The 22,940-nt window shown below is 66.5% G+C and carries 22 protein-coding genes and 2 tRNA genes; 18 read left to right on the forward strand and 6 right to left on the reverse strand.

Annotated elements, in window-relative coordinates:
- Positions 1-79: 79 nt before the first annotated feature.
- Positions 80-1,657 (reverse strand): lysine--tRNA ligase, encoded by a 1,578-nt coding sequence (locus tag PGN14_RS01835; protein WP_335297707.1) that lies wholly within the window; start codon positions 1,655-1,657, stop codon positions 80-82.
- A 50-nt stretch (positions 1,658-1,707) separates the two neighbouring features.
- On the opposite strand from PGN14_RS01835, the gene PGN14_RS01840 reads away from it, so the two are divergent.
- Positions 1,708-2,232, forward strand: coding sequence for a sterol desaturase family protein (locus PGN14_RS01840; protein ID WP_335297708.1), 525 nt, complete (start codon positions 1,708-1,710; stop codon positions 2,230-2,232).
- 103 nt (positions 2,233-2,335) lie between these two features.
- Positions 2,336-2,587 (forward strand): pilus assembly protein PilZ, encoded by a 252-nt coding sequence (locus PGN14_RS01845; RefSeq protein WP_335297709.1) that lies wholly within the window; start codon positions 2,336-2,338, stop codon positions 2,585-2,587.
- Positions 2,588-2,945: 358 nt separating this feature from the next.
- Here the strand turns inward: PGN14_RS01845 and PGN14_RS01850 are convergent, their stop codons facing one another.
- Positions 2,946-3,881: a ribose-phosphate pyrophosphokinase gene (locus PGN14_RS01850; RefSeq protein ID WP_335297710.1), complete on the reverse strand. Its 936-nt coding sequence runs from the start codon at positions 3,879-3,881 to the stop codon at positions 2,946-2,948.
- Between the two features lie 343 nt (positions 3,882-4,224).
- Here PGN14_RS01850 and PGN14_RS01855 point away from each other — a divergent pair, with 343 nt between their 5' ends.
- The 7 genes from PGN14_RS01855 (at position 4,225) to PGN14_RS01885 (ending at position 9,741) form a co-directional block, all read left to right on the forward strand.
- Entirely contained in the window at positions 4,225-5,562 is a 1,338-nt protein-coding gene (locus tag PGN14_RS01855; protein WP_335297711.1) for a glutamate--tRNA ligase, read from the forward strand.
- A gap of 185 nt (positions 5,563-5,747) precedes the next feature.
- Entirely contained in the window at positions 5,748-6,095 is a 348-nt protein-coding gene (locus PGN14_RS01860; protein ID WP_335297712.1) for a hypothetical protein, read from the forward strand.
- Between the two features lie 17 nt (positions 6,096-6,112).
- Positions 6,113-7,132, forward strand: coding sequence for a bifunctional diaminohydroxyphosphoribosylaminopyrimidine deaminase/5-amino-6-(5-phosphoribosylamino)uracil reductase RibD (ribD, locus tag PGN14_RS01865; protein WP_335297713.1), 1,020 nt, complete (start codon positions 6,113-6,115; stop codon positions 7,130-7,132).
- Positions 7,133-7,142: 10 nt separating this feature from the next.
- Entirely contained in the window at positions 7,143-7,760 is a 618-nt protein-coding gene (locus PGN14_RS01870) for a riboflavin synthase (RefSeq protein WP_335297714.1), read from the forward strand.
- Positions 7,750-8,883, forward strand: coding sequence for a 3,4-dihydroxy-2-butanone-4-phosphate synthase (gene ribB, locus PGN14_RS01875; protein ID WP_335297715.1), 1,134 nt, complete (start codon positions 7,750-7,752; stop codon positions 8,881-8,883). Before PGN14_RS01870 ends, ribB begins: the two co-directional genes overlap by 11 nt.
- On the forward strand, positions 8,883-9,302 hold the full coding sequence (gene ribH, locus PGN14_RS01880) for a 6,7-dimethyl-8-ribityllumazine synthase (protein WP_335297716.1): 420 nt from the start codon (positions 8,883-8,885) through the stop codon (positions 9,300-9,302). The genes ribB and ribH overlap by 1 nt, the downstream gene beginning before the upstream one ends.
- Positions 9,303-9,318: 16 nt before the next feature.
- Positions 9,319-9,741, forward strand: coding sequence for an NUDIX domain-containing protein (locus PGN14_RS01885; protein WP_335297717.1), 423 nt, complete (start codon positions 9,319-9,321; stop codon positions 9,739-9,741).
- Here PGN14_RS01885 and PGN14_RS01890 read toward each other — a convergent pair.
- A complete protein-coding gene (locus tag PGN14_RS01890) occupies positions 9,735-10,343 on the reverse strand; it encodes an NAD(P)-dependent oxidoreductase (RefSeq protein WP_335297718.1) in 609 nt (202 codons plus the stop codon). The two genes, PGN14_RS01885 and PGN14_RS01890, sit on opposite strands and share 7 nt — an antisense overlap.
- A 53-nt stretch (positions 10,344-10,396) precedes the next feature.
- On the opposite strand from PGN14_RS01890, the gene PGN14_RS01895 reads away from it, so the two are divergent.
- Positions 10,397-10,807, forward strand: coding sequence for a winged helix-turn-helix transcriptional regulator (locus PGN14_RS01895; protein ID WP_335298025.1), 411 nt, complete (start codon positions 10,397-10,399; stop codon positions 10,805-10,807).
- Here PGN14_RS01895 and PGN14_RS01900 read toward each other — a convergent pair.
- Entirely contained in the window at positions 10,786-11,613 is an 828-nt protein-coding gene (locus PGN14_RS01900; protein ID WP_335297719.1) for a DUF72 domain-containing protein, read from the reverse strand. The two genes, PGN14_RS01895 and PGN14_RS01900, sit on opposite strands and share 22 nt — an antisense overlap.
- Positions 11,614-11,976: 363 nt before the next feature.
- Between PGN14_RS01900 and PGN14_RS01905 the strand changes: the two genes are divergently transcribed.
- Complete coding sequence (locus tag PGN14_RS01905) at positions 11,977-13,173, forward strand: tyrosine-type recombinase/integrase (RefSeq protein WP_335297720.1); 1,197 nt, start codon at positions 11,977-11,979, stop codon at positions 13,171-13,173.
- Between the two features lie 516 nt (positions 13,174-13,689).
- Here PGN14_RS01905 and PGN14_RS01910 read toward each other — a convergent pair.
- Positions 13,690-13,778, reverse strand: a tRNA-Leu gene (locus tag PGN14_RS01910).
- Between the two features lie 86 nt (positions 13,779-13,864).
- On the opposite strand from PGN14_RS01910, the gene PGN14_RS01915 reads away from it, so the two are divergent.
- The gene (locus PGN14_RS01915; RefSeq protein ID WP_335297721.1) at positions 13,865-14,701 is read left to right on the forward strand and encodes a hypothetical protein; all 837 of its coding nucleotides are present in this window, start codon (positions 13,865-13,867) and stop codon (positions 14,699-14,701) included.
- 1,602 nt (positions 14,702-16,303) lie between these two features.
- Here the strand turns inward: PGN14_RS01915 and PGN14_RS01920 are convergent.
- Positions 16,304-16,378: transfer RNA gene (locus PGN14_RS01920), tRNA-Gly, on the reverse strand.
- Between the two features lie 164 nt (positions 16,379-16,542).
- On the opposite strand from PGN14_RS01920, the gene PGN14_RS01925 reads away from it, so the two are divergent.
- The 6 genes from PGN14_RS01925 (at position 16,543) to PGN14_RS01950 (ending at position 22,932) form a co-directional block, all read left to right on the forward strand.
- Positions 16,543-17,253, forward strand: coding sequence for a response regulator transcription factor (locus PGN14_RS01925; RefSeq protein ID WP_335297722.1), 711 nt, complete (start codon positions 16,543-16,545; stop codon positions 17,251-17,253).
- The gene (locus PGN14_RS01930; protein WP_335297723.1) at positions 17,250-18,593 is read left to right on the forward strand and encodes an ATP-binding protein; all 1,344 of its coding nucleotides are present in this window, start codon (positions 17,250-17,252) and stop codon (positions 18,591-18,593) included. The genes PGN14_RS01925 and PGN14_RS01930 overlap by 4 nt, the downstream gene beginning before the upstream one ends.
- Before the next feature lie 179 nt (positions 18,594-18,772).
- Positions 18,773-20,281, forward strand: coding sequence for a SulP family inorganic anion transporter (locus PGN14_RS01935; RefSeq protein WP_335298026.1), 1,509 nt, complete (start codon positions 18,773-18,775; stop codon positions 20,279-20,281).
- 154 nt (positions 20,282-20,435) lie between these two features.
- Entirely contained in the window at positions 20,436-21,287 is an 852-nt protein-coding gene (locus PGN14_RS01940) for a TorF family putative porin (RefSeq protein WP_335297724.1), read from the forward strand.
- Between the two features lie 107 nt (positions 21,288-21,394).
- Positions 21,395-22,291, forward strand: coding sequence for a tetratricopeptide repeat protein (locus tag PGN14_RS01945; protein ID WP_335298027.1), 897 nt, complete (start codon positions 21,395-21,397; stop codon positions 22,289-22,291).
- Positions 22,291-22,932: an LON peptidase substrate-binding domain-containing protein gene (locus tag PGN14_RS01950; protein WP_335297725.1), complete on the forward strand. Its 642-nt coding sequence runs from the start codon at positions 22,291-22,293 to the stop codon at positions 22,930-22,932. The genes PGN14_RS01945 and PGN14_RS01950 overlap by 1 nt, the downstream gene beginning before the upstream one ends.
- Positions 22,933-22,940: the final 8 nt, after the last annotated feature.

Genomic DNA, 22,940 nt, shown 5'->3' on the forward strand with positions numbered 1-22,940 from the left:
GGCTTGACCCGGGGTCCCGCTTCTCACGGGCGTCGCAGAAGAAGCGGGACCCCGGCTCAAGGCCGGGGTGACGGGGAGACTATTTCTTCGCCAGCGCCTCGCCGATCAGCGCGCGCGTGTTCGCGATGCCGTATAGCCGGATGAAGCTGCCCATTCGCGGCCCCTGGCTCGACCCCAGCAGCGTCTCGTACAGCGCCTTGAACCAGTCGCGCAGTTCCGCGAACCCGCCGGTCTTGCCGATCTCATAGACGATGTTCTGGATATCCTCCGCGCTCGCCTCCTCCGGCAGCGCGGCGAGTTCGGCGTCCAGCCGCTCCAGCGCCGCCACCTCGACGCCCTCGGGCGCGCGGCGCTGCAGCGTCGGGGCGACCACGTCGCGGTGATAGGCCAGCGCGTGGCCGATCAGCCGGTCGAGTTCGGGATAGGCCGCCGGCGTGGCATCGGCGACATAGTTGGCCAGATAGGCCCATACCTGCTCGCGCGTCGCGCCCTCGCCCATCACGCCGACCAGATTGAGCAGCAGCCCGAACGTCACCGGCAGCGTGCCCTCCGGCAGCTTGCCGTCGTGGACGTGGTGGACCGGATTGCCCAGCCGCTCCTTGACCGCCTGCCCGGCGTAATTGCCGCGGAACTGCCAGTAATCGTCCACCGCGCGCGGGATCACTCCCATGTGGAGCTGCTTGGCCTTCTTCGGCTCGCGATAAATGTAGAAGGCGAGGCTCTCCTCCGGGCCATAGGTCAGCCATTGCTCGATCGACAGGCCGTTGCCCTTGGACTTGGAGATCTTCTCGCCCTTGTCGTCGAGGAACATCTCGTAATTGAAGCCCTCCGGCGGGCGCCCGCCCAGCACGCGCGCGATCTTGGACGACTGGACCACCGAATCGATCAGGTCCTTGCCCGCCATCTCGTAATCGACGCCGAGTGCGACCCAGCGCATCGCCCAGTCGACCTTCCATTGCAGCTTGCTGAGGCCGCCCAGCGCGGACTGGACGATGCGCTCGCCATCCTCGTCGACGAAGGCGATCGTGCCCGCCGCCGCATCGACCACCTCGACCGGCACCTGGAGCACGATGCCCGTCGTCGGGCTGATCGGCAGCACCGGCGAATAGGTCGCGCGCCGCTCCGCGCGCAGCGTCGGCAGCATCACATCCATCACGCCCTGCCAGTGGCGCAGCACGCCCCTGATGGCGTCGTCGAACCGGCCCGAGGTGTAATAGTCCGTCGAGGAGGCGAATTCATAGTCGAAGCCGTAGCGGTCGAGGAAGTCGCGCAGCATCGCATTGTTGTGCGCGGCGAAGCTGTCGAACTTGCCGAACGGATCGGGGATCGTCGTCAGCGGGCGGCCGAGATGCTCGCGCAGCATGTCGCCGTTGGGGACGTTGTCGGGCACCTTGCGCAAGCCGTCCATATCGTCGCTGAACGCGATCAGGCGCGTCGGCGTGTCGGACAGCGCGTGAAAGGCGTTGCGCACCATCGTCGTGCGCAGCACCTCGTTGAATGTGCCGATGTGCGGCAGGCCGGAGGGGCCGTAGCCGGTCTCGAACAGCACCGGCGCGCCGTCAGGCTTGCCGTCGGGATAGCGCTTGAGCAGCTTGCGCGCCTCCTCATAGGGCCAGGCCTTGGAGTCGAGAGCGGCGGAACGGATATCGTCGGTCATGATGCGCTGCGACGTAGCGAGGGCGGCGCGCGATGGCTATATGCGCGCGCATGTCCTGGTGGGCCGCCACGTTCCTGTTCCTCGTCACCGTCGCGCTGATGGAGGGTTTCGCCTATGTCATGCACCGCTGGGTGATGCATGGCCCCGGCTGGTTCCTGCACGAAAGCCATCACCGCCCGCGCACCGGCAACTGGGAGCTGAACGACCTGTATGCGGTGATCTTCGCGGTTCCGTCGATCGTGCTGCTGCTGGGGGGCGTGCAGCTGGGCTGGTGGCCGGGGTTCACCTGGATCGGCGCAGGCATCGCGGCCTATGGCGCGATCTATTTCGGGTTCCACGACGTGATCGTCCACCGCCGCCTGCCGACGCGCTATCTGCCCACCTCGCGCTACATGAAGCGGATCGTCCAGGCGCACCGGCTGCACCATGTGGTGGAGACGAAGGAGGGCAATGTCAGCTTCGGCTTCCTGATCGCGCCCCGCCCCGAGGAGTTGAAGGCGGAGCTGAAGCGCCGCGGGCGTGCGGGCGTGAGACAGTCGACGGGGGCCGCCGCACCGGCGTTTGCAGAAGATTAACCGTCCGGTGGCAGGGTCCGGGGCCATGGAAAAGGCGATTCCCCTGCCCACGACGTCCTCCGAAGCGGAGGAAAGCCGTCACGCGCTCCGCAAGGCCGTCACCATGCGCGCGCATCTGCGCGATCGGGGGACGACGCGGTTCGAGATCGACGTGGTCGACCTGTCGATCACCGGGTTCCGCGCGCAGACCAGCTTCACGCTGTGGCCGGGAACGACGGTGTGGCTGACCCTTCCCGGGCTGGCGGCGCTGGAGGCGGTGGTCGCATGGCGCGACAAGGTCCGCTACGGCTGTGCCTTCACGAAGCCGCTGCATCCGGCGGTGTTCGATCATATCGTGGCGCTGTCGAACCGGTAGGTTCGACGGTAGGCGCGGCCACGTCCGCGCCGGTCGCGCAGCGAACCGCGCCACCGGCCGGCGGGTCGGCCTAGCCGAACCCGTCCGACGCGGCTTTGCCGCGGCGGGCCTTACTCACCTATCATCGTCACCCCGGACTTGATCCGGGGTCCCGCTTCTTCTGCGACGGTGAAAAGAAAGCGGGACCCCGGGTCAGGCCCGGGGTGACGGAGAGCCGCGCCGCGGGCGAAGCCCGCCCTTCGACTGCCTGCCAAGGCAGGCGCTCAGGACAGGCTATGTCGCACGGGCCGTCGGCCCGCCGGCCGGGCGGATCGCTTCTTGTCGCGTTCTTGGCGCCCGGCCTCTCGCGCCCTCTGCCTTAATCGAACAGGCTGCTGACGCTCGATTCGTCTGCGATCCGCCGGATCGCTTCCGCCAGCAGCGGCGCAATGGTCAAATGCCGGATCTTCGCCGCGCCCTTGATCGCTTCCTGATTACCGATCGAATCGGTGATCACCAGCTCGTGCAGCGCCGATCCCTCGACCCGCGCCACCGCGCCGCCCGACAGCACGCCGTGTGTGACATAGGCGACGACATCCTCCGCCCCCGCTTCCTTCAGCGCCGCGGCCGCGTTGCACAACGTCCCCGCCGAATCGACGATATCGTCGATCAGGATGCAGAAGCGCCCTTCGACGTCGCCGATGATGTTCATCACCTCCGATTCGCCCGCGCGCTCGCGGCGCTTGTCGACGATCGCGAGCGGGGCGTTGTCGAGCCGCTTCGACAGCGCGCGCGCGCGCACCACGCCGCCGACGTCGGGGGAGACGACCATCAGATTCTTCTCGCCGAAGCGCGAGCGGATGTCCGCGCTCATCACCGGGGCGGCGAAGAGATTGTCGGTCGGAATGTCGAAGAAGCCCTGGATCTGCCCGGCGTGGAGATCCACCGACAGCACGCGGTCGGCGCCCGCGGTGGTGATCAGGTTGGCCACCAGCTTGGCCGAGATCGGCGTGCGCGGCCCGGGTTTGCGGTCCTGCCGCGCATAGCCGAAATAGGGCAGCACCGCGGTGATCCGCTTCGCCGAGGCGCGCTTCAGCGCGTCGACGATGATGAGCAATTCCATCAGGTTGTCGTTGACGGGGTAGCTGGTCGACTGGACCACGAACACATCCTCGCCGCGGACATTCTCCATGATCTCGACGAAGATCTCCTCGTCGGCGAACCGGCGCACCAGCGCGTCGGTCAGCGGCACCTCCAGATAGGCGGAGATCGCGCGTGCCAGCGGCAGGTTGGAATTGCCGGTCATCAGTTTCATGGAGCCACACCCTTTCGCGGCCCGCCCTTAGGGTCCAGGTCTACAACTGACAATGGTCGTGACGGAGCCGAATATGGCGCCAGGCCAGGAGCAAGGAGAGAGCGATGCTTGTGCATCGTGACCGACGCGCGACGCCGCCTGGCGCCATATTCGGCCCGCCGCCTCGCGGTCGCCCGGAGAAGCCCGCCGGACGTCGTCGCTTGCTTGCGCGTAGCTTCAGCTACGCGACTGCGCTGCACTCCTTGCCGGCGGGCTTCTCCGGGCGATCACGGCCATTGGCAGTTATAGACCTGGACCCTTGAGGGGGTGGATAGGGGAAGAGGCTGGGCGTAAAGCGGCGCGGATGACCGTGACCACGCGTTTCGCCCCCTCGCCCACCGGCGTGCTGCATGTCGGCAACATCCGTGCCGCGCTCCACAATTGGATGCAGGCGCGCCATGCTGGCGGGCGGTTCGTGCTGCGGATCGACGATACCGATGCGGAGCGCAGCGAGGAGCGCTACGTCGACGCGATCCGCGCCGATCTCGCCTGGCTGGGGCTCCACCCCGACGCGGAAGTGCGCCAGTCGGCGCGATTCGACCGCTACGAGCAGGTGTTCGAGCAGTTGCGTGCCGCAGGCCATGTCTATCCGGCCTATGAGACGGCGCAGGAACTGGACCTGAAGCGCAAGATCCTGCGCGGGCGCGGGCTGCCGCCGATCTACGATCGTGCCGCGCTGGCGCTGACCGATGCCGATCGCGCCGCGCTGGAGGCGGACGGGGTGCGCCCGCACTGGCGCTTCCGACTCGATCACGATGCACCGATGGCGTGGAACGACCTGATCCGCGGCGCGCAGGCGTTCGATCCGCGCACGCAGAGCGACCCCGTGATCCGCCGTGCGGACGGATCGTGGCTGTATCTGCTCCCCTCGGTGATCGACGATGCGGATCTGGGCATCACGCATGTCGTGCGCGGCGAGGACCATGTCACCAACACCGCGCTGCAATTGCAGATGTTCGCCGCGATGGGCGCGCCGCCCCCCGCCTTCGCGCACGAGGCGTTGCTGACCGGCGCGGAAGGAAAATTGTCGAAGCGACTCGGCAGCCTGGGGATCGACGCGCTGCGCGGCGAGGGGATCGAGCCGGCGGCGATCGTCTCGCTGCTGGCGCGGCTCGGCACCAGCCAGCCGGTGGAGCCGACGGTCGATCCGGCGCCGCTGGTTGCCGCGTTCGACTTCGCGCATTTCGGCCGCGCGCCGGCGCGGTTCGACGAGCGCGAGCTGGCGCAGGTCAACGCGCGGATCGTCCACCAGCTGTCGTTCGATGCGGTGCGCGACCGCCTGCCCGCCGGGATGGATGCGACGGCGTGGGAGGCGGTGCGCCCGAACCTCTCCACCGTCGCCGAGGCGGGCGAATGGTGGCAGGTGATCGAGGGGCCGGTCGACGCCCCCGCGTCCGGCGAGGACGCCGCCTATCTGGCGCAGGCGGCGGCGGTGGCGCGGACGATCGACTGGGCGGGCGACCCATGGCACGCGCTGACATCGGCATTGAAGGAGGCGACGGGGCGCAAGGGCAAGCCGCTGTTCCTGCCGCTGCGTCGCGCGCTGACCGGGCGCGACCATGGCCCGGACATGGCGGCGCTGCTGCCGCTCATCGGCCGCGAGCGGGCGCTGGCGCGGCTTGGACGCGAACACGGCGGTTGACCCCGTCACCCTCTTGTTCCCCGGCGAAGGCCGGGGTCCAGCTACGGACGGGTCGTGAGATGCGGAAATCGCTCCCACCTGGACCCCGGCCTTCGCCGGGGAACAAGAGCGATGCAGGAGGTGTGTTGCTACTCGCGATCACGTCCGGGATGACGGGTGGCGGGCACGTCCCTATATTCGCGCCCATGACCTTCCTGTCCCGCATGTCGCCTGTCCGCGCCTGGTCGGACCTGCGCTTCTTCCTGAGCACGCGCGAGCGCCACGAATGGTGGTTCCTGGTGGCGGCGATCGCGATCACCGCCTTCCTCATCTTCGCCTTCGCGCACGATTCCTACATGGAGAAGGAGTACAAGCCGCAGATCGTGTATGTCCAGCAATGGCGGCTGGACCGCACCGATGCGGAGATCGTCGCGCAGCAGAAGATCGATCAGGTGAAGAAGGACGCGGACGAGGCCGAAGCGCGCAAGAAGCAGGACGAGAATCGCGCCGCGTTCAAGCGACTGGACGACAAATTGACGCGGATGGGTATCTGACCCACGACCCGCGCTGGATGCGCGCGGCGCTGGCGCTGGCCGAGCGCACGCGCGGGCGGACCGCGCCCAATCCCAATGTCGGCTGCGTGATCGTCGCGGCGGACGGGCGCGTCGTCGGGCGCGGCTGGACCCAGGCCGGCGGGCGCCCCCATGCCGAGGCGATGGCGCTCGCGCAGGCGGGCACGGCGGCGCGGGGCGGCACCGCCTATGTCACGCTGGAGCCGTGCGCGCATGTCTCGCCGCGCGGTCCCGCCTGCGCCGACCTGCTGGTGGCGAGCGGCGTCGCGCGCGTGGTGGTGGCGCTGTGCGATCCCGATCCGCGCACCGATGGTCAGGGGATCGCCCGGCTGCGCGCGGCGGGCGTCGAGGTCGTCACCGAGATCGAAACGGCGGCGGCGCGGCGGTCGATGGCGGGGTTCCTCACCCGCCGCCGGCTGGGTCGTCCGCACGTCACGCTCAAGCTGGCGCTGTCGCTGGACGGCGCAGTGTCGATGGCGGACGGGCGCAGCCAGTGGATCACCGGCGCCCCCGCCCGTGCGCACGCGCATCTGGAGCGCGCGCGGCACGAGGCGATCCTGGTCGGGCGCGGAACATGGGAGGCGGATCGCCCACGGCTCGACGTGCGGCTGGCGGGGCTGGAGGAGCGGTCGCCTCTCAAAGTGATCCTTTCCAGTCACCCTCACCCTTCCGCGCCTTCGGCGCTCCCTCCCTCTCCCGCCGGGAGAGGGAAGGGGCCCGCCGCCGAAGGCGGTGGGAAGGGTGAGGGCGACCCGCTCTGGATCCAGCGCCCCGCCGACATCGCCACCCTCCCCGTCGATCACCTGCTGGTCGAGGGCGGCGCCGCCATCGCCGCCGCCTTCCTGCGCGAGGATCTCGTGGACCGCCTCCTCCTCTATCGCGCACCGATTCTGATCGGCGGCGGGCGCACGCTGGGCGACATCGGCCTCGCCGATCTGCCGGACGCGCACGCGCGCTGGGCGCTCACCGACGAGCGCCAGCTTGGCAGCGACCGCGTCGAGGGCTACGAGGCGCGCTGAGAGAGGGTTCATGTTCACCGGCATCGTCACCGACATCGGCACCATCCGCCAGATCGAGCAGCGCGGCGACCTGCGCGTCGTCATCGACACCGCTTATGATACCGAGACCGTCGACCTGGGCGCGTCGATCTCCTGCTCGGGCGTGTGCCTCACCGTCGTCGATAAGGGGCCCAACTGGTTCGCGGTCGACGTGTCCGGCGAAACCACCAGCCGCACCGCGCAGGGACAGTGGGTCGAGGGCCGCCGCCTCAACCTGGAGCGCGCGATGAAGCTGGGCGACGAGCTGGGCGGGCATATCGTCACCGGCCATGTCGACGGCATCGCCGAGGTGATCGGCGTGTGCGGGGACGGCGATTCGAAACGCATCGGCTTCCGCGTCACCCCGGACCTCGCCCCCTTTCTCGCGCCCAAGGGATCGGTGACGGTCGATGGCGTGTCGCTGACCGTCAACCATGTCCGCGATGAAGGCGCCGATGAGGGTGGGGCAACCCATTTCGCGATCAACCTGATCCCGCACACCCAGTCGGTCACCACGCTGGGCGCGCTGGAGCCGGGCGTCGCGGTGAATATCGAGATCGACGTGCTGGCGCGTTACCTGCAACGGATGGAGCATTATCGTGGTCGCTAAGCCTGCGGAACTGGCGCGTCTGCGCCACGGCTATCTCTCCAGCCCGGAAGAGATCATCGAGGAAGCGCGCAACGGCCGGATGTTCATCCTGGTCGATGACGAGGATCGCGAGAACGAGGGTGACCTCGTCATCCCGGCGCAGATGGCGACGCCGGAGAAGATCAACTTCATGGCGCGCCACGGCCGCGGCCTGATCTGCCTGGCGATGACCAAGGAGCGGATCGACACGCTCGGCCTGCCGCTGATGAGCCGCCACAACGGCACCCGGCACGAAACCGCCTTCACCGTCTCGATCGAGTCGAAGGAAGGCGTCACCACCGGCATCTCCGCCGCCGATCGCGCGCGCACCGTCGCCACCGCGATCGACATGACCAAGGGCGCGGCCGATATCGTCACCCCGGGCCACGTCTTCCCGCTGGTGGCGCGCGACGGCGGCGTGCTGGTGCGTGCGGGCCATACCGAGGCCGCAGTCGATGTCTCGCGGCTCGCCGGGCTCAACCCCTCAGGCGTGATCTGCGAGATCATGAACGAGGACGGGACGATGTCGCGGCTCGACGATCTGGTCAGCTTCGCGCAGCTCCACAGCCTCAAGATCGGGACGATCCGCGACCTGATCGCGTATCGCCGCCGCCACGACCATCTGGTCGAACTGGCGTCGGAGGCCCCGTTCACCAGCCGCTGGGGCGGCGACTGGACCGTGCGCGCCTATCGCAACAAGGCCACCGGCACCGAGCAGATCGCGCTGGTGAAGGGCCGCATCGACCCCACCCGCCCGACGCTGGTGCGGATGCACGCGCTGTCGCCCTTCGCCGACATGTTCGGCGAGGACAGCGAGCGGTCGAGCATCCTGTCGCGCTCGATGGAGATCATCGCCGAGGAAGGCGCGGGCGTCATCGTCGTCGTCAACCGCCAGCGCGAGGATGCCTTCACCACCGCGGTGCGCCGCAAGGCGGGCGAGCCGGTCAAGGTCGATATGGAGGAACTGCGCGACTATGGCGTCGGCGCGATGATCCTGGCCGAACTGGGCGTCCACGACATGGTGCTGCTCACCAACACCCACCACACGCTCGTCGGCCTCGAAGGATATGGCCTGACGATCGTGGGCGAGAGGAAGATCGACTGATGGCCAACGTCCTGATCGTGGAAGCGCGCTTCTACGACCATCTCAACGACATGCTGGTCGCGGGCGCGAAGGCGGCGATCGAGGGGGCGGGCCATACGTGCGAGGTGCTGACGGTGCCGGGCGCGCTGGAGGTGCCGGGTGCGATCGCGCTGGCATCCGACAGCGAGCGCTATGACGCGTTCGTGGCGCTCGGCGTCGTGATCCGCGGCGAGACCTATCATTTCGAAATCGTGGCGAACGAAAGCGCGCGCGGCATCATGGCGCTGACGCTCGATGGCCTCGCGATCGGCAACGGCATCCTGACGACCGAGAACGAGGCGCAGGCGATCGCGCGCGCCGACCCGGCGCAGCTCGACAAGGGCGGCGGCGCGGCGCTGGCGGCGCTGGCGATGCTGGACCTGCGCGAGCGGCTGGGGTGACGATCGGCACGCCCGCGTGATCCACACCGCGGGCGCCTTTCTGCTGCGCGACGGCGCGGTGCTGCTGGCGCGTCGCGCGCTCCACAAGCGCAGCTATGCCGGTTGCTGGGACGTGATCGGCGGCCATGTCGAACCGGGCGAGACGATCGAGCAGGCGCTGATCCGCGAGGTGGCGGAGGAGATCGGCGTGACGCCGCGGCATCACCGGCATGTCGCCTCGCTGCACGACGAGCGGCACGGCGCGACATACCACCTGTTCGTGGTGGAGGACTGGGCGCCGGTCGAGCCGGTGTTGCTCGGCGACGAGCATAGCGAGTTGCGCTGGTTTCCGATCGCCGAGGCATGCGGCTTGTCGCGACTGGCGCTGCCGGCCTATGCGGCGATCCTTCACCAACTGGGTGAGCGCCGCGGCGTCACGGCGGCGCCCGATCCTCAATAAGCGGCGGTGAAGCGGGCGCGGGGATGCGCGCCGCGTTCCAGCTCGTCCACCATCGCGATCGCATAATCGGCGAAGCTGATCCGGCTCTCTCCGGCCTCGTCGGTGACGAGGCGGTCGCCGCCGAGCCGGTAATGCCCCCGCCTCGGTCCCTCCTCGATCAGCGCGGCGGGCGAGAAGAACGTCCAGTCGATCGCCCGTTCGTCGCGCAACGCCTCCAGAAAGGCGATGCCGGCGGCGGCGATCGGCTTCCACTCGGCCGGGAAATCGGGTGAATCGAACAGGCGTTGCCCCGGCGCGACCTCCAGGCTGGCGGCACCGCCGGTCACCAGCAGGCGACCGACCCCGGCCTGGCGAAGCACCGACAGCAACGTGTCCGCGGTGACGTCGAAATGCAGCGCGCTGATCACCGCGTCACTGCCGCGGATCAAGGCGGCGAGCGCGGCGGGATCCGCGGCATCGCCCGCGACCGGCGTGACGCCGTCCGCGACGGGGATCGCCTCGGGATGGCGCGCGATCGCCTGCACCGCATGGCCCCGCGCCGCCAGTTCCCGGGTGATCTCCGACCCCGCGCGACCGCTCGCGCCCAATACTGCCACCTTCATCTGTGATCTCCGTTGGTTTCCTATGGTGACCAGGTCGGGTAGGAGGAGGGATGATGCAAGACGGCACCCCTCCGCCACCAGGTCACCCGCGCGAAACCGATGCGGCGCGCGGCGATGCCTATGCGCGCGACTGTCCGACGCGGCAGCTGCTCGACCGGGTCGGCGACAAATGGAGCGTGCTGGTCCTCCAGCTGCTGGGCGCGGCACCGCGGCGTTTCAGCGCGCTGAAGCGCGAGATCGGCGGCATCTCGCAGAAGATGCTGAGCCAGACGCTGCGCTCGCTCGAACGCGACGGCCTCGTCACCCGCCATGTCGAGCCGAGCGTGCCGGTGAAGGTCAGCTACGCGATCACGCCGCTGGGTGGCGAGCTGGTGGGCGCGCTGGCGCTGATGATCGACTGGGCCGAGCGGCGCATGACCACGGTGCTGGCGGCGCAGCGCCGCTACGACACCTCGGCGGGATGAGGATTCGCCGGCGCCCCGCCCACCCGCTCGATCAGCGCCATCGCGCCATGGGGCGCGCGCACCTTCGCGCCGTTGATGAAGAAGACGAACACGGCGCGCGGGCGCACCGGCGCAGGGTCGGCGACATAGGGCAGCCCGGCGGGCGACTCCCCCGCCGCCCAGGCGCGCGCCACGTCCGTCCAGCGGTCGAGCTCGCCCGCATCGTAACCCGTCGGCTCCTCCTCGCGCGCCTTCTCCAGCCGGGCATAGACCAGATCGCCTGACACGTCCGCCAGCGCCGGATAGTCCGCCGAATCGCCATGGACGATCGCCACCCCGGCGGCGCGGCACAGGGCAACGAACGCGGGCACCGCGAACGTTGCGTGCCGCACCTGGATCGCGTGGCGCAGCGCGACGCCGTCCTGCACGGACGGCAGCAGCGCCAGGAAGGCGGCAATGTCGTCGGCATCGAACTTCTTCGTCGCGGGCAATTGCCACAGGATCGGCCCGAGCTTGTCGCCCAGCTCGACGATCCCCTGCCCGACGAAGCGCTGCACCGACTCGCCTGCCTCCGCCAGCACCTTGCGCGACACGCAATAGCGCGACGCCTTCAGCGCGAAGACGAAGCCGTCGGGCGCGGTGTCGCGCCAGGTGGCGAAGGTCGCCGGCTTGAACGAGGAATAGAAGGTGCCGTTCACCTCGATCGCGGTGACGTGGCGGCTGGCATATTCCAGCTCGCGCTTCGCCGGCCATCTGGGCGGATAGAAGGTGCCGCGCCACGGCTCGTAGGTCCAGCCGCCGATACCGATTCGGATGGGAGGTGTCATGGGGGCATCTTAAGGTTATGCCACGCCGCGGCAAAGCTGCGTCGTCGGACGGTGCGATGCACCGCCGGCCGCGCTGTCTCGCGAAGCTGAAATAGCCTCGCTATTTCAGCGAGACAGCTGGAGCGGGCGAAGGGATTCGAACCCTCGACCCCAACCTTGGCAAGGTCGGAATCGACCACTCTAGCTGTTTTGTTGGCTCTCTAAGTTTCGGATTGAGCGAACAAAACCTGCCGCCACCGCGCACTGGCGTTTTGCCCGTTCCCCATATTTTTCAGCGTTCCCCGTGGGGAAAACGTGGGGAAGCATGAATCCAAATCGCCTGACGTAGGTTGGTTAAATAAATCACCTTATCAAGGACTTAGAATGACACATCCAGCGACCCCACGGTCGCGCGGTCGGCCGCGTCGATTTCGCGAGCTAGAGAACCTGCGCGACAATCCACCCGCCAATGCGGGCAAGCGAGCGCACTATGTGAACGGCATCGGCCTACTGCACGGTACACGCGGCATAACGGTATACCTGAAGATCAAACTTTCACACGGACGCTCGCTTGAGAAGAAGGTGGGACGGCTAGAGTCGTGGGACTGGCAGTCGCTAGAGGAACATCGCTGCCTCCTTCAAGGCAGGGCTGACAGAGGAGAATCCCTTGAGGAAAAGAAGCCTATCACCTTCGCCGAGCATTCTGACGCGTGGCTAGCGCGTAAGAAGATTAGCGCCAAGGGTTATGGTACTCTCAAGGGGCACGTTGAGACACATCTGAAGCCCAGCTTTGGTAAGAAGCTCCTCAAGGACATCACCACGGCCGATGTGAATGCGTGGATCACTCGTCAACGCGGTCGTAAGCTTGGGCCGGCGACAGTTGCACGGCAACTTTCAACGCTAAATGCGATCCTGAACGATGCGGTGAAATCAAGCGTGATCGATAAGAATCCGGGAAAGATCGCCGACAAGATAGGAGGTTGCGAGCCCCGCCAGCGCTTCTTTGATGCAAAGCAAGTGGAACGCATCCTGAAAACGGCTGATGCAATTGACAACGAATTAGCTGCGTCGGCTGATGAGATGCCTCAGGCTAAGACGGGTTGGCTTCGCGACTTCATTGTTTGGGCTCTCCATAGCGGTATGCGCCGCGGGGAAATAGCAAGCCTAGAGCTAGATGACATTGCGATCGTACCTAATGGTTCAATGGTGGTCATGATAAGGACCAGCAAAAGCGGTAAGCCGCGCGTCATCAATGCGACGAAAGGCATGCGAGCAATATATGAACGACTCAAGGAGAGGGAGCGAGAGGATGGCAGCACCAAGCTTTTCCCAGTCTCCCTTACGACAATCAAAAGGCGGTTGACGAAGTTGTGGGCGAAATGTGGTCTGGAGGATGCACGCCTTCACGACTTACGACGCACAAATGCGACGATCCTTTGTCAGAGCGGTATGGATATGAGAACGGTTGCAGGGCGCTTAGGTCACTCTGATATCAAAATGCTGATGAGTACCTATGCTGTTTACAGCGATAGTGGTAATGCAACCAATCTAACAGAAATAGCGTTTAATAATTTCTCGTAATCTTACATCTCACATCTAAAACCAATAACATATGGATTTATGAGATGACGCAATCTTCACCACTTATGTGCGACAGAGAGGTCGCCAACTTATTTTCTATGTCAACTCCTTGGGTACGAGGGCAGCGCTTTCGCAGAAGCAAGGGGTCTCCACATATTCTCAGTATTGACGCAATAAAGATTGGGCGGTCAATCCGCTACCGACGAAGCGAAGTCGAAGCTGTGCTTAATGAGCTAATCGCTAGGAACTAGAATAGTCGCTCCGCGCGGGCAAGCGGCTTATACATTCCACTGTTTATCTCCTACCCACCTCGCGTAGTCCGATAACGTTATCGGAAACGGCAAAGGCCGCCTCGGTTGCCCGAGACGGCCCTCTGTGGATTTTACGTTCCGCCACCTAGCTAGGCTAGGAATGCGATCTCGCACGGCAGCGCCGGTGAAGCTGCGATTTCGCAATATCCGACTTAGTTAGAAACGGTTTTCATATCAAGAACGGAAGCGCCCTTGTTGAAAACGGCGGAACGTATGGGATTCGAACCCATGGTGGGGCTTCACTCCCACGACCGGACCTAAACCGGCTGCCTTAAACCACTCAGCCAACGTTCCTTGTCATCTGTAATGAGGATTGCGCACCGGGAAGTCAAGGCACCTCCCTCCATCCACCACACTGCGTTGCATGGCTGAGGCAATTCATGTACTGGCTTCGTATGGACGAACAGCGATCAGCGAATCTGGCAATCGCAGAGGTACAGGACTGGCTTCGCCAACGCGCCGAAGCCGTCGAGGCGCAGGCACGCGCCGCAGCCACCATAACCAGTGTTGACCAGAAGGTGGCCGCGTTCCGCCTGCTGTTCCCCTCTTTAGCAGCTGAACTCGTCAGCCATCTTCCCAGCGATGGCACAGAGGCACCAGCTGCGGTTGGATCGGATCAACGATGGGATGCACGGAGTGGGGGCAAGGAGCCCATCACTGCCGCGGTTGTCCGACTTCTGTCTGCGGAGCGGGGCGGTAGGACGTCGAAGTGGCTACGAGGCCAACTCCTTTCCGACCCGGATTTTGTTGACCGGATCAGACGCAACGCGAACATCCTTGGCAACTCCGTAGCGCGCCTGATTGAACGGAAGCAGATTGTTAGGGTGGATAATTTGCTGTATCACCCCACCATCCTCAACGAGATACGCAGCGGTCGAGTTGAGGAGGAACAAGAGCCGAACGTTGTTGAAAAAACCTTCAGTAGCGTTATGCAGCAGGCTGTAGCAGGGATGGGAGGGTCATTCACAGCGGCTGAGGCTGTAGAGGCGGCGCGAAACAACCCTTTCACCGCGGAGAAGCTGCAGACGAACCCCTCCGCAGTTTATTCGTGGCTCAGTCGGCTAGTGCAGCGGGGTGGTCTGATTAAAGACGGAGATAATTACACGCTCCGTCAACGAGATGGGACGCTAAACGGCAATGCCGCTAGCGCCCCTGTCGCCGGAAGGGGGCCAACCCTTCCATTTGAGAACCCTGGATCGCCAACGCGCCACGGTTGAACCTTGCTGCCCTAAGGGGAGGCCGATCGGGACGGTTCAGTTCCCGAAGATTGAGAGGTCTGCATGTCCGGCCGGACCTGTGTAGCGCTTGGGTTAGCGGCCCTCGCGTTACTGATCTGGTTGTAGCATCAACCCCGCCCGGGATTTCGCGATCCCGGGCGGAAGCTGTGCTACCAGAATCTTGTGAATCTGTCTACAGGGATGCGCCATTGAACGGCTTTCCCTAGCGGCCGCGCTCGCCACCGGCAGATTGGACGAGTTCGTAACTCAAACCGAAGCGGTGGGGATCGGGCCGGCTGACCCTGTCGCTTTGAACCGCTCGATGGGGGCTGTCACGGCGCCCCGACCAGAAGGTAAAATGTTCCGTTTATCCGCTCGCGATGGTTCGCGCGGAAATTGAACTCGTCCCAGATAGCAGCGTAGAGGCGAGCGAAGCAGTCGCGGATGAGTAAGCCTGAACGTTATAGACGCCTTTTGCCACATCCCTTTTGTGGCAAGATATAGACAGTGTGTGTAATTCCTCTATATCTTCTTTTTTATTTTTACAGATCAGAGTCCACGGACGCGAAAAAAAATAGATAAGTAATATACTTGTACTATTTTTTAGCGGTCAAATTTACAGCGATTTTTAGCAGGGGTATTTAGAAAACCGCTATAACGGCCTTCCAGTCGTTTTATAGCACAAGTGGCCTGTATTGCGCTCACATCGCCCAAATCGCTCCCAGCGGCCTCCTAACGGCCAGAACAGGCAAATCGAGAAATTATCCTGCGTCCGTACTTCCCACCGGCGGTAGTGCGCCCGAAGCATCCACCGAAGGATCATACTACCCTTGCCTACGCCGAATGTCCTTGCTTGTTCAAAACTGCTGGTAGCTCTGCCTGAACGCTCCGATCGCTGAGGCCAAAGCAACTTTGGCCCTTTGCTCACTTGCGACAGCCGGAAAGTGATCTATCATCACCCCGCCCTCGCGACACTCGAGGGTGAGGCATCGAAACCTCCCAAGCAAAGCCTCCGGTTCCAGCTATGCTGTGGCCGGGTGGCATGCGCGCATGTCCAACCGGCAACGGTAAAGGCGCATGCGCCTTGCGCTTTGCCGGGGTTTCGAACACCCGGCTCCGCCGAACGCCTCTGGCCAACGACAGAGGTGCACATGCCGAAGGGTTATCAAATACGAGAGAAACTGATCGCGCGGTTGCGTGTGGCGCTGGCAAACCCAAAAGACATCACTGATCCGGTCGAACGAGAGCAAGCGGAGTTCCGTCGCGCTTTGATGATCGTCGGCGCACCTTCGGTGCTACTAATAGTTGCCGCGGCGCTCCTATCCCCCGCATCCCCTCCACCAAATACGCTTAGAGACGATGAGATCCGCTTGCGTGACAGCCTTATGACGCTTCAAGGGTATTCGCGCGAGGAGGCAACTCGCGTCGCATTACGAAGCCGAATATCTGACGAGGAGCGCCGACGCCTTCGTTTCGAACGAGAAGAGCGAGAGCGTGACGCATCCCGTTTTGTAGCGGGTGCGTGCGCCTCGCGGCCATGGATGGAGGCATGCCAGTGAGCATCAATTTGGTGGGGATACGGTGGGGAAACCACCGGATCGCTGGAGCGGGCGAAGGGATTCGAACCCTCGACCCCAACCTTGGCAAGGTTGTGCTCTACCCCTGAGCTACGCCCGCTCTGGCGCCGAAGCCGGGCTGCGTTTGCAGGGACCGGCTGGGTGAGGCGCGGCCACTAGCAGCGCACCCTGACCCCCGCAAGCCCCCATCGGTTGCGTTACACACTTTTTCTGGCACCCCCGCCCACGTTGACCCCGCTCCACCGCGACTCTACCTCACGGGGCATGACCGCCCCCACGATCCTGCTCGTCGAGGACGATCCCTCGCTCCGCATGCTCACCGCGCGCGCGCTGCAGGAGAACGGCTTTTCCGTCCGTCCCGCCTCCGCCGCGCCGGAAATGTGGCTGGCGCTCGATTCGGGACCGGTCGACCTCGTCCTGCTCGACATCATGCTGCCCGGCACCAGCGGGATCGACCTGTGCCGGTCGCTGCGGCAGAAGAGCGACGTGCCGATCATCTTCATGTCGGCACGCGCCAGCGAAACCGATCGCGTCGTCGGGCTGGAGCTGGGCGCGGACGATTATATCGCCAAGCCGTTCGGCACGCGCGAGCTGGTGGCGCGCGTCCGCGCGGTGCTGCGCCGTCCCGCGCTGGACCGGCGCGCCGGGGCGGGCGACCAGGGGATGCTGACCTTCGACGGCTGGACCGTCAATCTGCCGCGGCGGGAGCTGGCTTCGCCGACCGGGGCGATCGTCGACCTGACCGGCGCGGAATTCGACCTGCTGGTCGTGCTCGCCGACCATGCGCAGCGCGTGATCGCGCGCGAGCGGCTGATCGAGCTGAGCCGCACCCGGCTGGGCGACAGTTCCGACCGCTCGATCGACGTGCTGATCAGCCGGCTGCGCCGCAAGCTGGGCAGCGCGGGCGCGCCCGCGCCGATCGTCACCGTGCGCGGCGTCGGCTATATGCTCAACGCCCCGGTGGAGCGCGTTTGACCCGGTTCAGGCGGCCCGCGATCGGCCTGCTGGGGCAGGTCGTTGCGATCCTGCTACTGACGCTGCTGATCGAATTCGGCACCAGCACATTGCTGTACGAGCGCGCCAGCCGCTTCGCGGTGCGCGACGACGAGGCGCATCGCCTTGCCGAACATCTGGTCATCAGCCGCCGCCTGCTCGACGAGCGCGCGCCGACGCAGCGCCCGGCGATGGCGACCGAACTGACCACCGATCGCTATGCGCTGCAATGGAGCGCGGTGTTGCCCGAGCCGCCGCGCATCTCCCCCGCGCTGGACGAGATGCGGCGCCAGATCGTCGACTGGGAACCGTCGCTGAAGGGGTCCGACCTGCGCGTGCGGCTGCAATCGCCGGGGCGCAGCTCGGTGGTGGCGGGGGGCTTGCGACTGGCGGACGGCAGCTGGCTGTATTTCCGCACGCTGGAGCCGGTGGCGGACATCAACCTGGCGTTCGAGCGAATCGCGCTGGCGCTGATCCCCGCGATCGCGCTGATGGTGCTGGGCGGCGTGCTGCTGCGCCGTGCCTTCCTGCCGCTGCGCCGGCTGGCGGCAGCGGCGGAGCTGGTCGGGCGCGGTACGGCGGGAGGGGCGGTGGTGCCGGTGGAGGAGGACGGGCCGGGCGAGGTGCGCCGCGTCGTCACCGCGTTCAACCGCATGCAGGAGCGGATCCAGGCACTGATCGCGGGACGCACGCAGGCGCTGGCCGCGGTGGGGCACGACCTGCGCACGCCGCTGGCGCGGCTCCACCTGCGTACCGAGGCGCTCGACGCCGACGAGACGCGCGACGCGATCGTGCGCGATGTCGAGGAGATGGAGGCGATGATCACCTCGCTGCTCGCCTTCTTGGGCGGCGATGCCGATCCGGAGCGCGCCACCTCGGTCGATCTCGCGGTGATGTGCGCGACGCTGGCCGACGATGCGCAGGACCGCGGGCGCGACGCGACCTATGACGGGCCGGACCATTGCGAGTGGCGCGTGCGCCGCGTCGGATTCAAGCGTGCGCTGGTCAATCTGGTCGACAATGCGCTGCATTATGGCGAGCGCGTCACGATCACGCTGGTGCCCGGCGGGGAGACGCTGGCGATCCGGGTTGAGGACGACGGCCCGGGGATTCCCGACGACGAGCTGGACCATGTGCTGGAGCCATTCGTCCGCCTCGACCCCGCGCGCGGACGCGATACCGTGGGGTTCGGGCTGGGGCTGCCGATCGTCCAGCTGGCGGTGGCGATGGAGGGCGGCACGCTGACGCTGGCGAACCGGCGCGAGGGCGGGCTGCGCGCGGAGATCGTGCTGCCGCATACCGGGCGGGTGCAGCATCTGTGACCCTTACTTAACCCCTCCCCTTCAGGGGAGGGGCTTTGATCACTCGAAGCAACGAAACAACACAAACCCGCGCGGACGCAGCAATCGGCGAGTCCTACTCCCGGACGATTGATCGCAGGAGCCCGCCCGTGACCGCCGCCGCCGAACCGCTTCCTCTCGCCCCCGCCGACCGGCCGGGCGTGTCCGTGCCCCGACTCCAGTTCCTGGGGCGCGACGTCACTGCGTCGATCGTCGTCTTCCTCGTCGCGATGCCGCTGTGCATGGGGATCGCGATCGCGTCCGGCGTGCCGGCGGAGAAGGGACTGATCACCGGCATCATCGGCGGCATCATCGTCGGCGCGCTCGCCGGCTCGCCGTTGCAGGTCAGCGGCCCTGCCGCCGGCCTGGCGGTGATCGTGTACGAGCTGGTGCGCGACCAGGGGCTGAGCGCGCTCGGTCCGATCCTGATCCTGGCGGGCGCGGTACAGGTCGCGGCCGGCGTGTTCCGGCTCGGCGGCTGGTTCAAGGCGATCTCGCCTGCGGTGGTCCATGGCATGCTCGCGGGGATCGGCGTGCTGATCGTGGTGGGCCAGTTCCATGTCCTGTTCGACCATCGCCCGCTGCCCAGCGGGCTGCAGAACCTGGCCGCGGCGCCGGGCCGCCTGCTCGGCCTGTCGGCGGACCTGCGCGCGACCGAATTCGCCTTCCTGATCGCGCTCGCCACGATCGCGGCGATGCTGGGGTGGGAGAAGTTCCGCCCGGCGTCGATGAAGCTGTTGCCCGGCGCGCTGGTCGGCGTGGTCGCGGGCACGATCCTGTCGCTGCTGCTGGGGGTGGACGTCGCGCGCGTGCAGGTGCCCGATTCGATCTTCGGCGCGATCGCCCCGCCTTCGGGCAACGCCTTCACCCGCCTGCTCGACCCGTCGGTGATCGCCGCGGGCTTCGCCATCGCCTTCATCGCCTCGGCCGAGACGTTGCTGTCCGCCGCCGCGGTCGACAAGATGCACGCGGGCGTGCGCACCGATTATAACAAGGAGCTGCGCGCGCAGGGCGTCGGCAACCTGTTGTGCGGCTTCGCGGGCGCGCTGCCGATGACCGGCGTGATCGTGCGCTCCTCCGCCAACGTGCAGGCGGGCGCGGTGACGCGGCTGTCGGCGATCCTCCATGGCGTGTGGATCCTGGGCTTCGTCGCGGCGCTGCCGTTCGTGCTGACCGCGATCCCGATGGCCGCGCTGGGCGCGATCCTGGTCGTCACCGGCTTCCGCCTGGTCAGCGTCAAGCACGCCACCCACCTGTTCCGCGACTATGGCGTGCTGCCGGTCGCGATCTGGGCGGCGACGCTGATCATGGTGGTCGCGACCGACCTGCTGACCGGGGTGCTGGTCGGCATCGGCCTCACCATGCTGGAGCTGGTGCCGCACCTGCGCCGCCTGCGCCTGAAGGTGTTCGAGGCGAGCGAGGGCGACGCGCATGCCATCACGCTGGACGGCACCGCCACCTTCGTCACGCTGCCCAAGCTGTCGGAGACGCTGGACCGCGTCCCGGCGGGCACGCATGTCCGCATCGATGCCTCGCGCCTCGACGCGGTCGACCACACCAGCGCGGAGATGCTGCGCGACTGGTTCCAGCGCCGCCGCGCGGCGGGGACGCGGGTGGAGATCACCGGGGCGCGTGGCCGGATCGCCACACTTGCCGCGGGAAGCCACTAAGCAACCGTCGCGACATGTTTTGACAACATCTGGAAACAATACGGCAGCAATCGCCGAATAACCCAGTTGAGTGCGGACGAGCGGTCGCCATCCCAAGGGGATAGAGCGACCGCCGACCGGACGCAGGAGGAGCCTCTACCACAAGGGAGGTTCCATGAAGTACGCATCTCTGATCCCGGCCGCGCTGCTGGCCGTCACCGCGCTCCCCGCCACCGCGCAGGAGGAAGCGCCACCCAAGCCCGTCACCGTCTCCGGTTCGGTCGCCCTGGTGAACGACTATCGCTTCCGCGGCGTCTCGCAGTCCGATCGCAACCCGGCGATCCAGGGTGGCTTTACCGTCGCGCACGAAAGCGGCTTGTACGTCGGCACCTGGGGGTCGAACCTCGCGGGCTGGGGCACGTTCGGCGGCGCCAACATGGAGCTGGACCTGATCGCGGGCTACAAGACCCCGATCGGCGGCGGCGGCACGCTCGACGTCGGCGCCACCTGGTACATGTATCCGGGCGGCTTCGACAACACCGACTTCATCGAGCCGTATGCCAAGCTCTCGGGCACCGCCGGCCCGCTGAGCCTCACCGCCGGGGTCGCCTATGCGCCCAAGCAGGAGGCGCTGGGCGCCTGGTACGCCAACGGCACCTCGGCCGCTAACGGCGTCTATGACCGTCCCGGTGCGAAGGGCGACAATTTCTACGTCTGGGGCGACGGCGCCGTCGGCATCCCCGACACCGCGCTGACCGCGAAGGCGCATATCGGCTATTCCGCCGGCAACCGCGGCCTCGGGCCGTTCGCCACCAGCGTCGCGCCGACCGGGCGCTACGTCGACTGGATGCTGGGCGCCGACTATGCGATCCACGGCACGCCGCTGACGCTGGGGGTCGCCTATGTCGACACCAACATCTCCGACAGCGAGGCGGCGTATCTGCAGCCCAGCTTCAGCCGCGGGCAGAACGGCAGCGGGTCGATCGCGGGTGCGCGCGCGCTGTTCTCGATCACGGCGGCGTTCTGATCCGCATTGCCTGATCCATGGTGGCGGGGCGGGGGGTTTGTATCCCCCGCCCCGTTCCCACATAAGGGGCATCCATCAAGCAGGAGCGCCCCTTGGCCACTCTAGGCATGTCACCGGCGGAGAAGGAAGCCGTCCAGACCTTCCGCGCCGAGGTCGTCGAACCCTCGATGACGAAGCTCGTCATCATCGATTTCTGGGCCGAATGGTGCGGCCCGTGCAAGGCGCTGGCGCCGGTGCTGGAGAAGGTCGCCGCCGATTACGCCGACAAGGGCGTGGTGCTGGCGAAGGTCGACACCGACAAGAACCAGTTCATCGCCAACCAATTCCAGATCCGCTCGATCCCGACTGTCTATGCGATGTTCCAGGGGCAGCTGGTCGCCGATCTGACGCCGGCGCGCACCGAATCGCAGCTGCGCACGATGCTGGACCAGCTGCTGCGCCAGCTGCCGATCGCGGGCGAGGCGCAGGCGCAGGAGGCCGAGCTGGAGCCGCTGATCGCGATGGGCGAGCAGGTGCTGGCCGAGGGCGAGGCGGAGCGCGCGCTGTCGATCTTCGACCAGCTGTCCGAGATGGCGCCGGATCACCACGCCGTCCTGTCGGGCCGCATCCGCGCGCTGATCGCGGTCGGCGATCCCGATGCGGCCGAAGCGCTGATCGCCACGCTGCCGGAGGACATCGCCAGGCTGCCCGACATCGCGCGCGCGCAGTCCGCGCTCGCGCTGGCGCGGTCGGCCCCCGCGGTCGACGATCTCGCCCCGCTGGAGGCCGCGGTCGCGGCGAACCCGGAGGATTGGCAGGCGCGCTACGACCTTGCCAATGCGCGCATGGCGGCGGGCGACCGCGATGCCGCCGCCGATCATTTCCTGACGATCGTCAAGGGCGAGCGCGACTGGAACGAGGGCGCGGCGCGCCAGCAGTTGCTGAAGCTGTTCGAGGTCGTCGGGCTGGAGGATCCCTGGGTGTCGGCGCAGCGCCGCCGGCTGTCGGCGATCCTGTTCGGCTGATGCCCGGCGATACCACCCGGCTGTCGGTCTTTCCGCTTCCCGGCGCTTTGCTGTTCCCGGGGCTGCATCTGCCGCTCCATATCTTCGAGCCGCGCTACCGGGCGATGGTGTCGGACGCGATGGCGCGCGACCGCCGCATCGCGATGATCCAGCCGCGCCCCGACCTGCCCGACCGGGCCGGTCTCGACCGCGATCGGCCAGGACTGTTCGACATCGGCTGCGTCGGGCGGATCGCCGAGGTCGAGGCGCTCGACGACGGCCGCTACAATCTGATCCTCGAAGGGCTGTCGCTGTTCCGCGTGATCGAGGAACTCGACGTCACCACCGCCTTCCGCCAGGTGGAGGCGATGCTGCTCCCCTCCCCGGTCGACGAGGTGCTGGCGCTGGGCGCGCGTGCCTCGCTGGAGATGGAATCGCGCCGCTTCGCGGAGGCGCAGGGCTATGCGGTGGACTGGGACGCGGTCGGCCGGCTCGACGACATGAGCCTGGTCAACGGCATCGCGCAGATCGCCCCCTTCGATGTCGCCGCCAAGCAGGCGCTGCTGGAGGCGCCGGACATCGCGACGCGCGCCGACCTGCTGGTGCAGCTGATGCAATTCTTCGGCCGCCATGGTGGCGAGGACCGGGTGACGCTTCAGTGACGGGGACA

Source organism: Sphingomonas adhaesiva, from assembly GCF_036946305.1.
Classification (GTDB): domain Bacteria; phylum Pseudomonadota; class Alphaproteobacteria; order Sphingomonadales; family Sphingomonadaceae; genus Sphingomonas; species Sphingomonas adhaesiva_B.

Coding starts and splice junctions, on each gene's coding strand:
- PGN14_RS01845 (WP_335297709.1), top strand. CDS start 2,336: ATGCGCGCGCATCTGCGCGATCGGGGGACGACGCGGTTCGAGATCGAC.
- PGN14_RS01870 (WP_335297714.1), top strand. CDS start 7,143: ATGTTCACCGGCATCGTCACCGACATCGGCACCATCCGCCAGATCGAG.
- PGN14_RS01915 (WP_335297721.1), top strand. CDS start 13,865: ATGTACTGGCTTCGTATGGACGAACAGCGATCAGCGAATCTGGCAATC.
- PGN14_RS01860 (WP_335297712.1), top strand. CDS start 5,748: ATGACCTTCCTGTCCCGCATGTCGCCTGTCCGCGCCTGGTCGGACCTG.
- ribH (WP_335297716.1), top strand. CDS start 8,883: ATGGCCAACGTCCTGATCGTGGAAGCGCGCTTCTACGACCATCTCAAC.
- PGN14_RS01950 (WP_335297725.1), top strand. CDS start 22,291: ATGCCCGGCGATACCACCCGGCTGTCGGTCTTTCCGCTTCCCGGCGCT.
- PGN14_RS01925 (WP_335297722.1), top strand. CDS start 16,543: ATGACCGCCCCCACGATCCTGCTCGTCGAGGACGATCCCTCGCTCCGC.
- PGN14_RS01850 (WP_335297710.1), bottom strand. CDS start 3,881: ATGAAACTGATGACCGGCAATTCCAACCTGCCGCTGGCACGCGCGATC.
- PGN14_RS01895 (WP_335298025.1), top strand. CDS start 10,397: ATGCAAGACGGCACCCCTCCGCCACCAGGTCACCCGCGCGAAACCGAT.
- PGN14_RS01945 (WP_335298027.1), top strand. CDS start 21,395: ATGTCACCGGCGGAGAAGGAAGCCGTCCAGACCTTCCGCGCCGAGGTC.
- ribD (WP_335297713.1), top strand. CDS start 6,113: ATGCGCGCGGCGCTGGCGCTGGCCGAGCGCACGCGCGGGCGGACCGCG.
- PGN14_RS01905 (WP_335297720.1), top strand. CDS start 11,977: ATGACACATCCAGCGACCCCACGGTCGCGCGGTCGGCCGCGTCGATTT.
- PGN14_RS01835 (WP_335297707.1), bottom strand. CDS start 1,657: ATGACCGACGATATCCGTTCCGCCGCTCTCGACTCCAAGGCCTGGCCC.
- PGN14_RS01940 (WP_335297724.1), top strand. CDS start 20,436: ATGAAGTACGCATCTCTGATCCCGGCCGCGCTGCTGGCCGTCACCGCG.
- PGN14_RS01840 (WP_335297708.1), top strand. CDS start 1,708: ATGTCCTGGTGGGCCGCCACGTTCCTGTTCCTCGTCACCGTCGCGCTG.
- PGN14_RS01890 (WP_335297718.1), bottom strand. CDS start 10,343: ATGAAGGTGGCAGTATTGGGCGCGAGCGGTCGCGCGGGGTCGGAGATC.
- PGN14_RS01855 (WP_335297711.1), top strand. CDS start 4,225: ATGACCGTGACCACGCGTTTCGCCCCCTCGCCCACCGGCGTGCTGCAT.
- PGN14_RS01900 (WP_335297719.1), bottom strand. CDS start 11,613: ATGACACCTCCCATCCGAATCGGTATCGGCGGCTGGACCTACGAGCCG.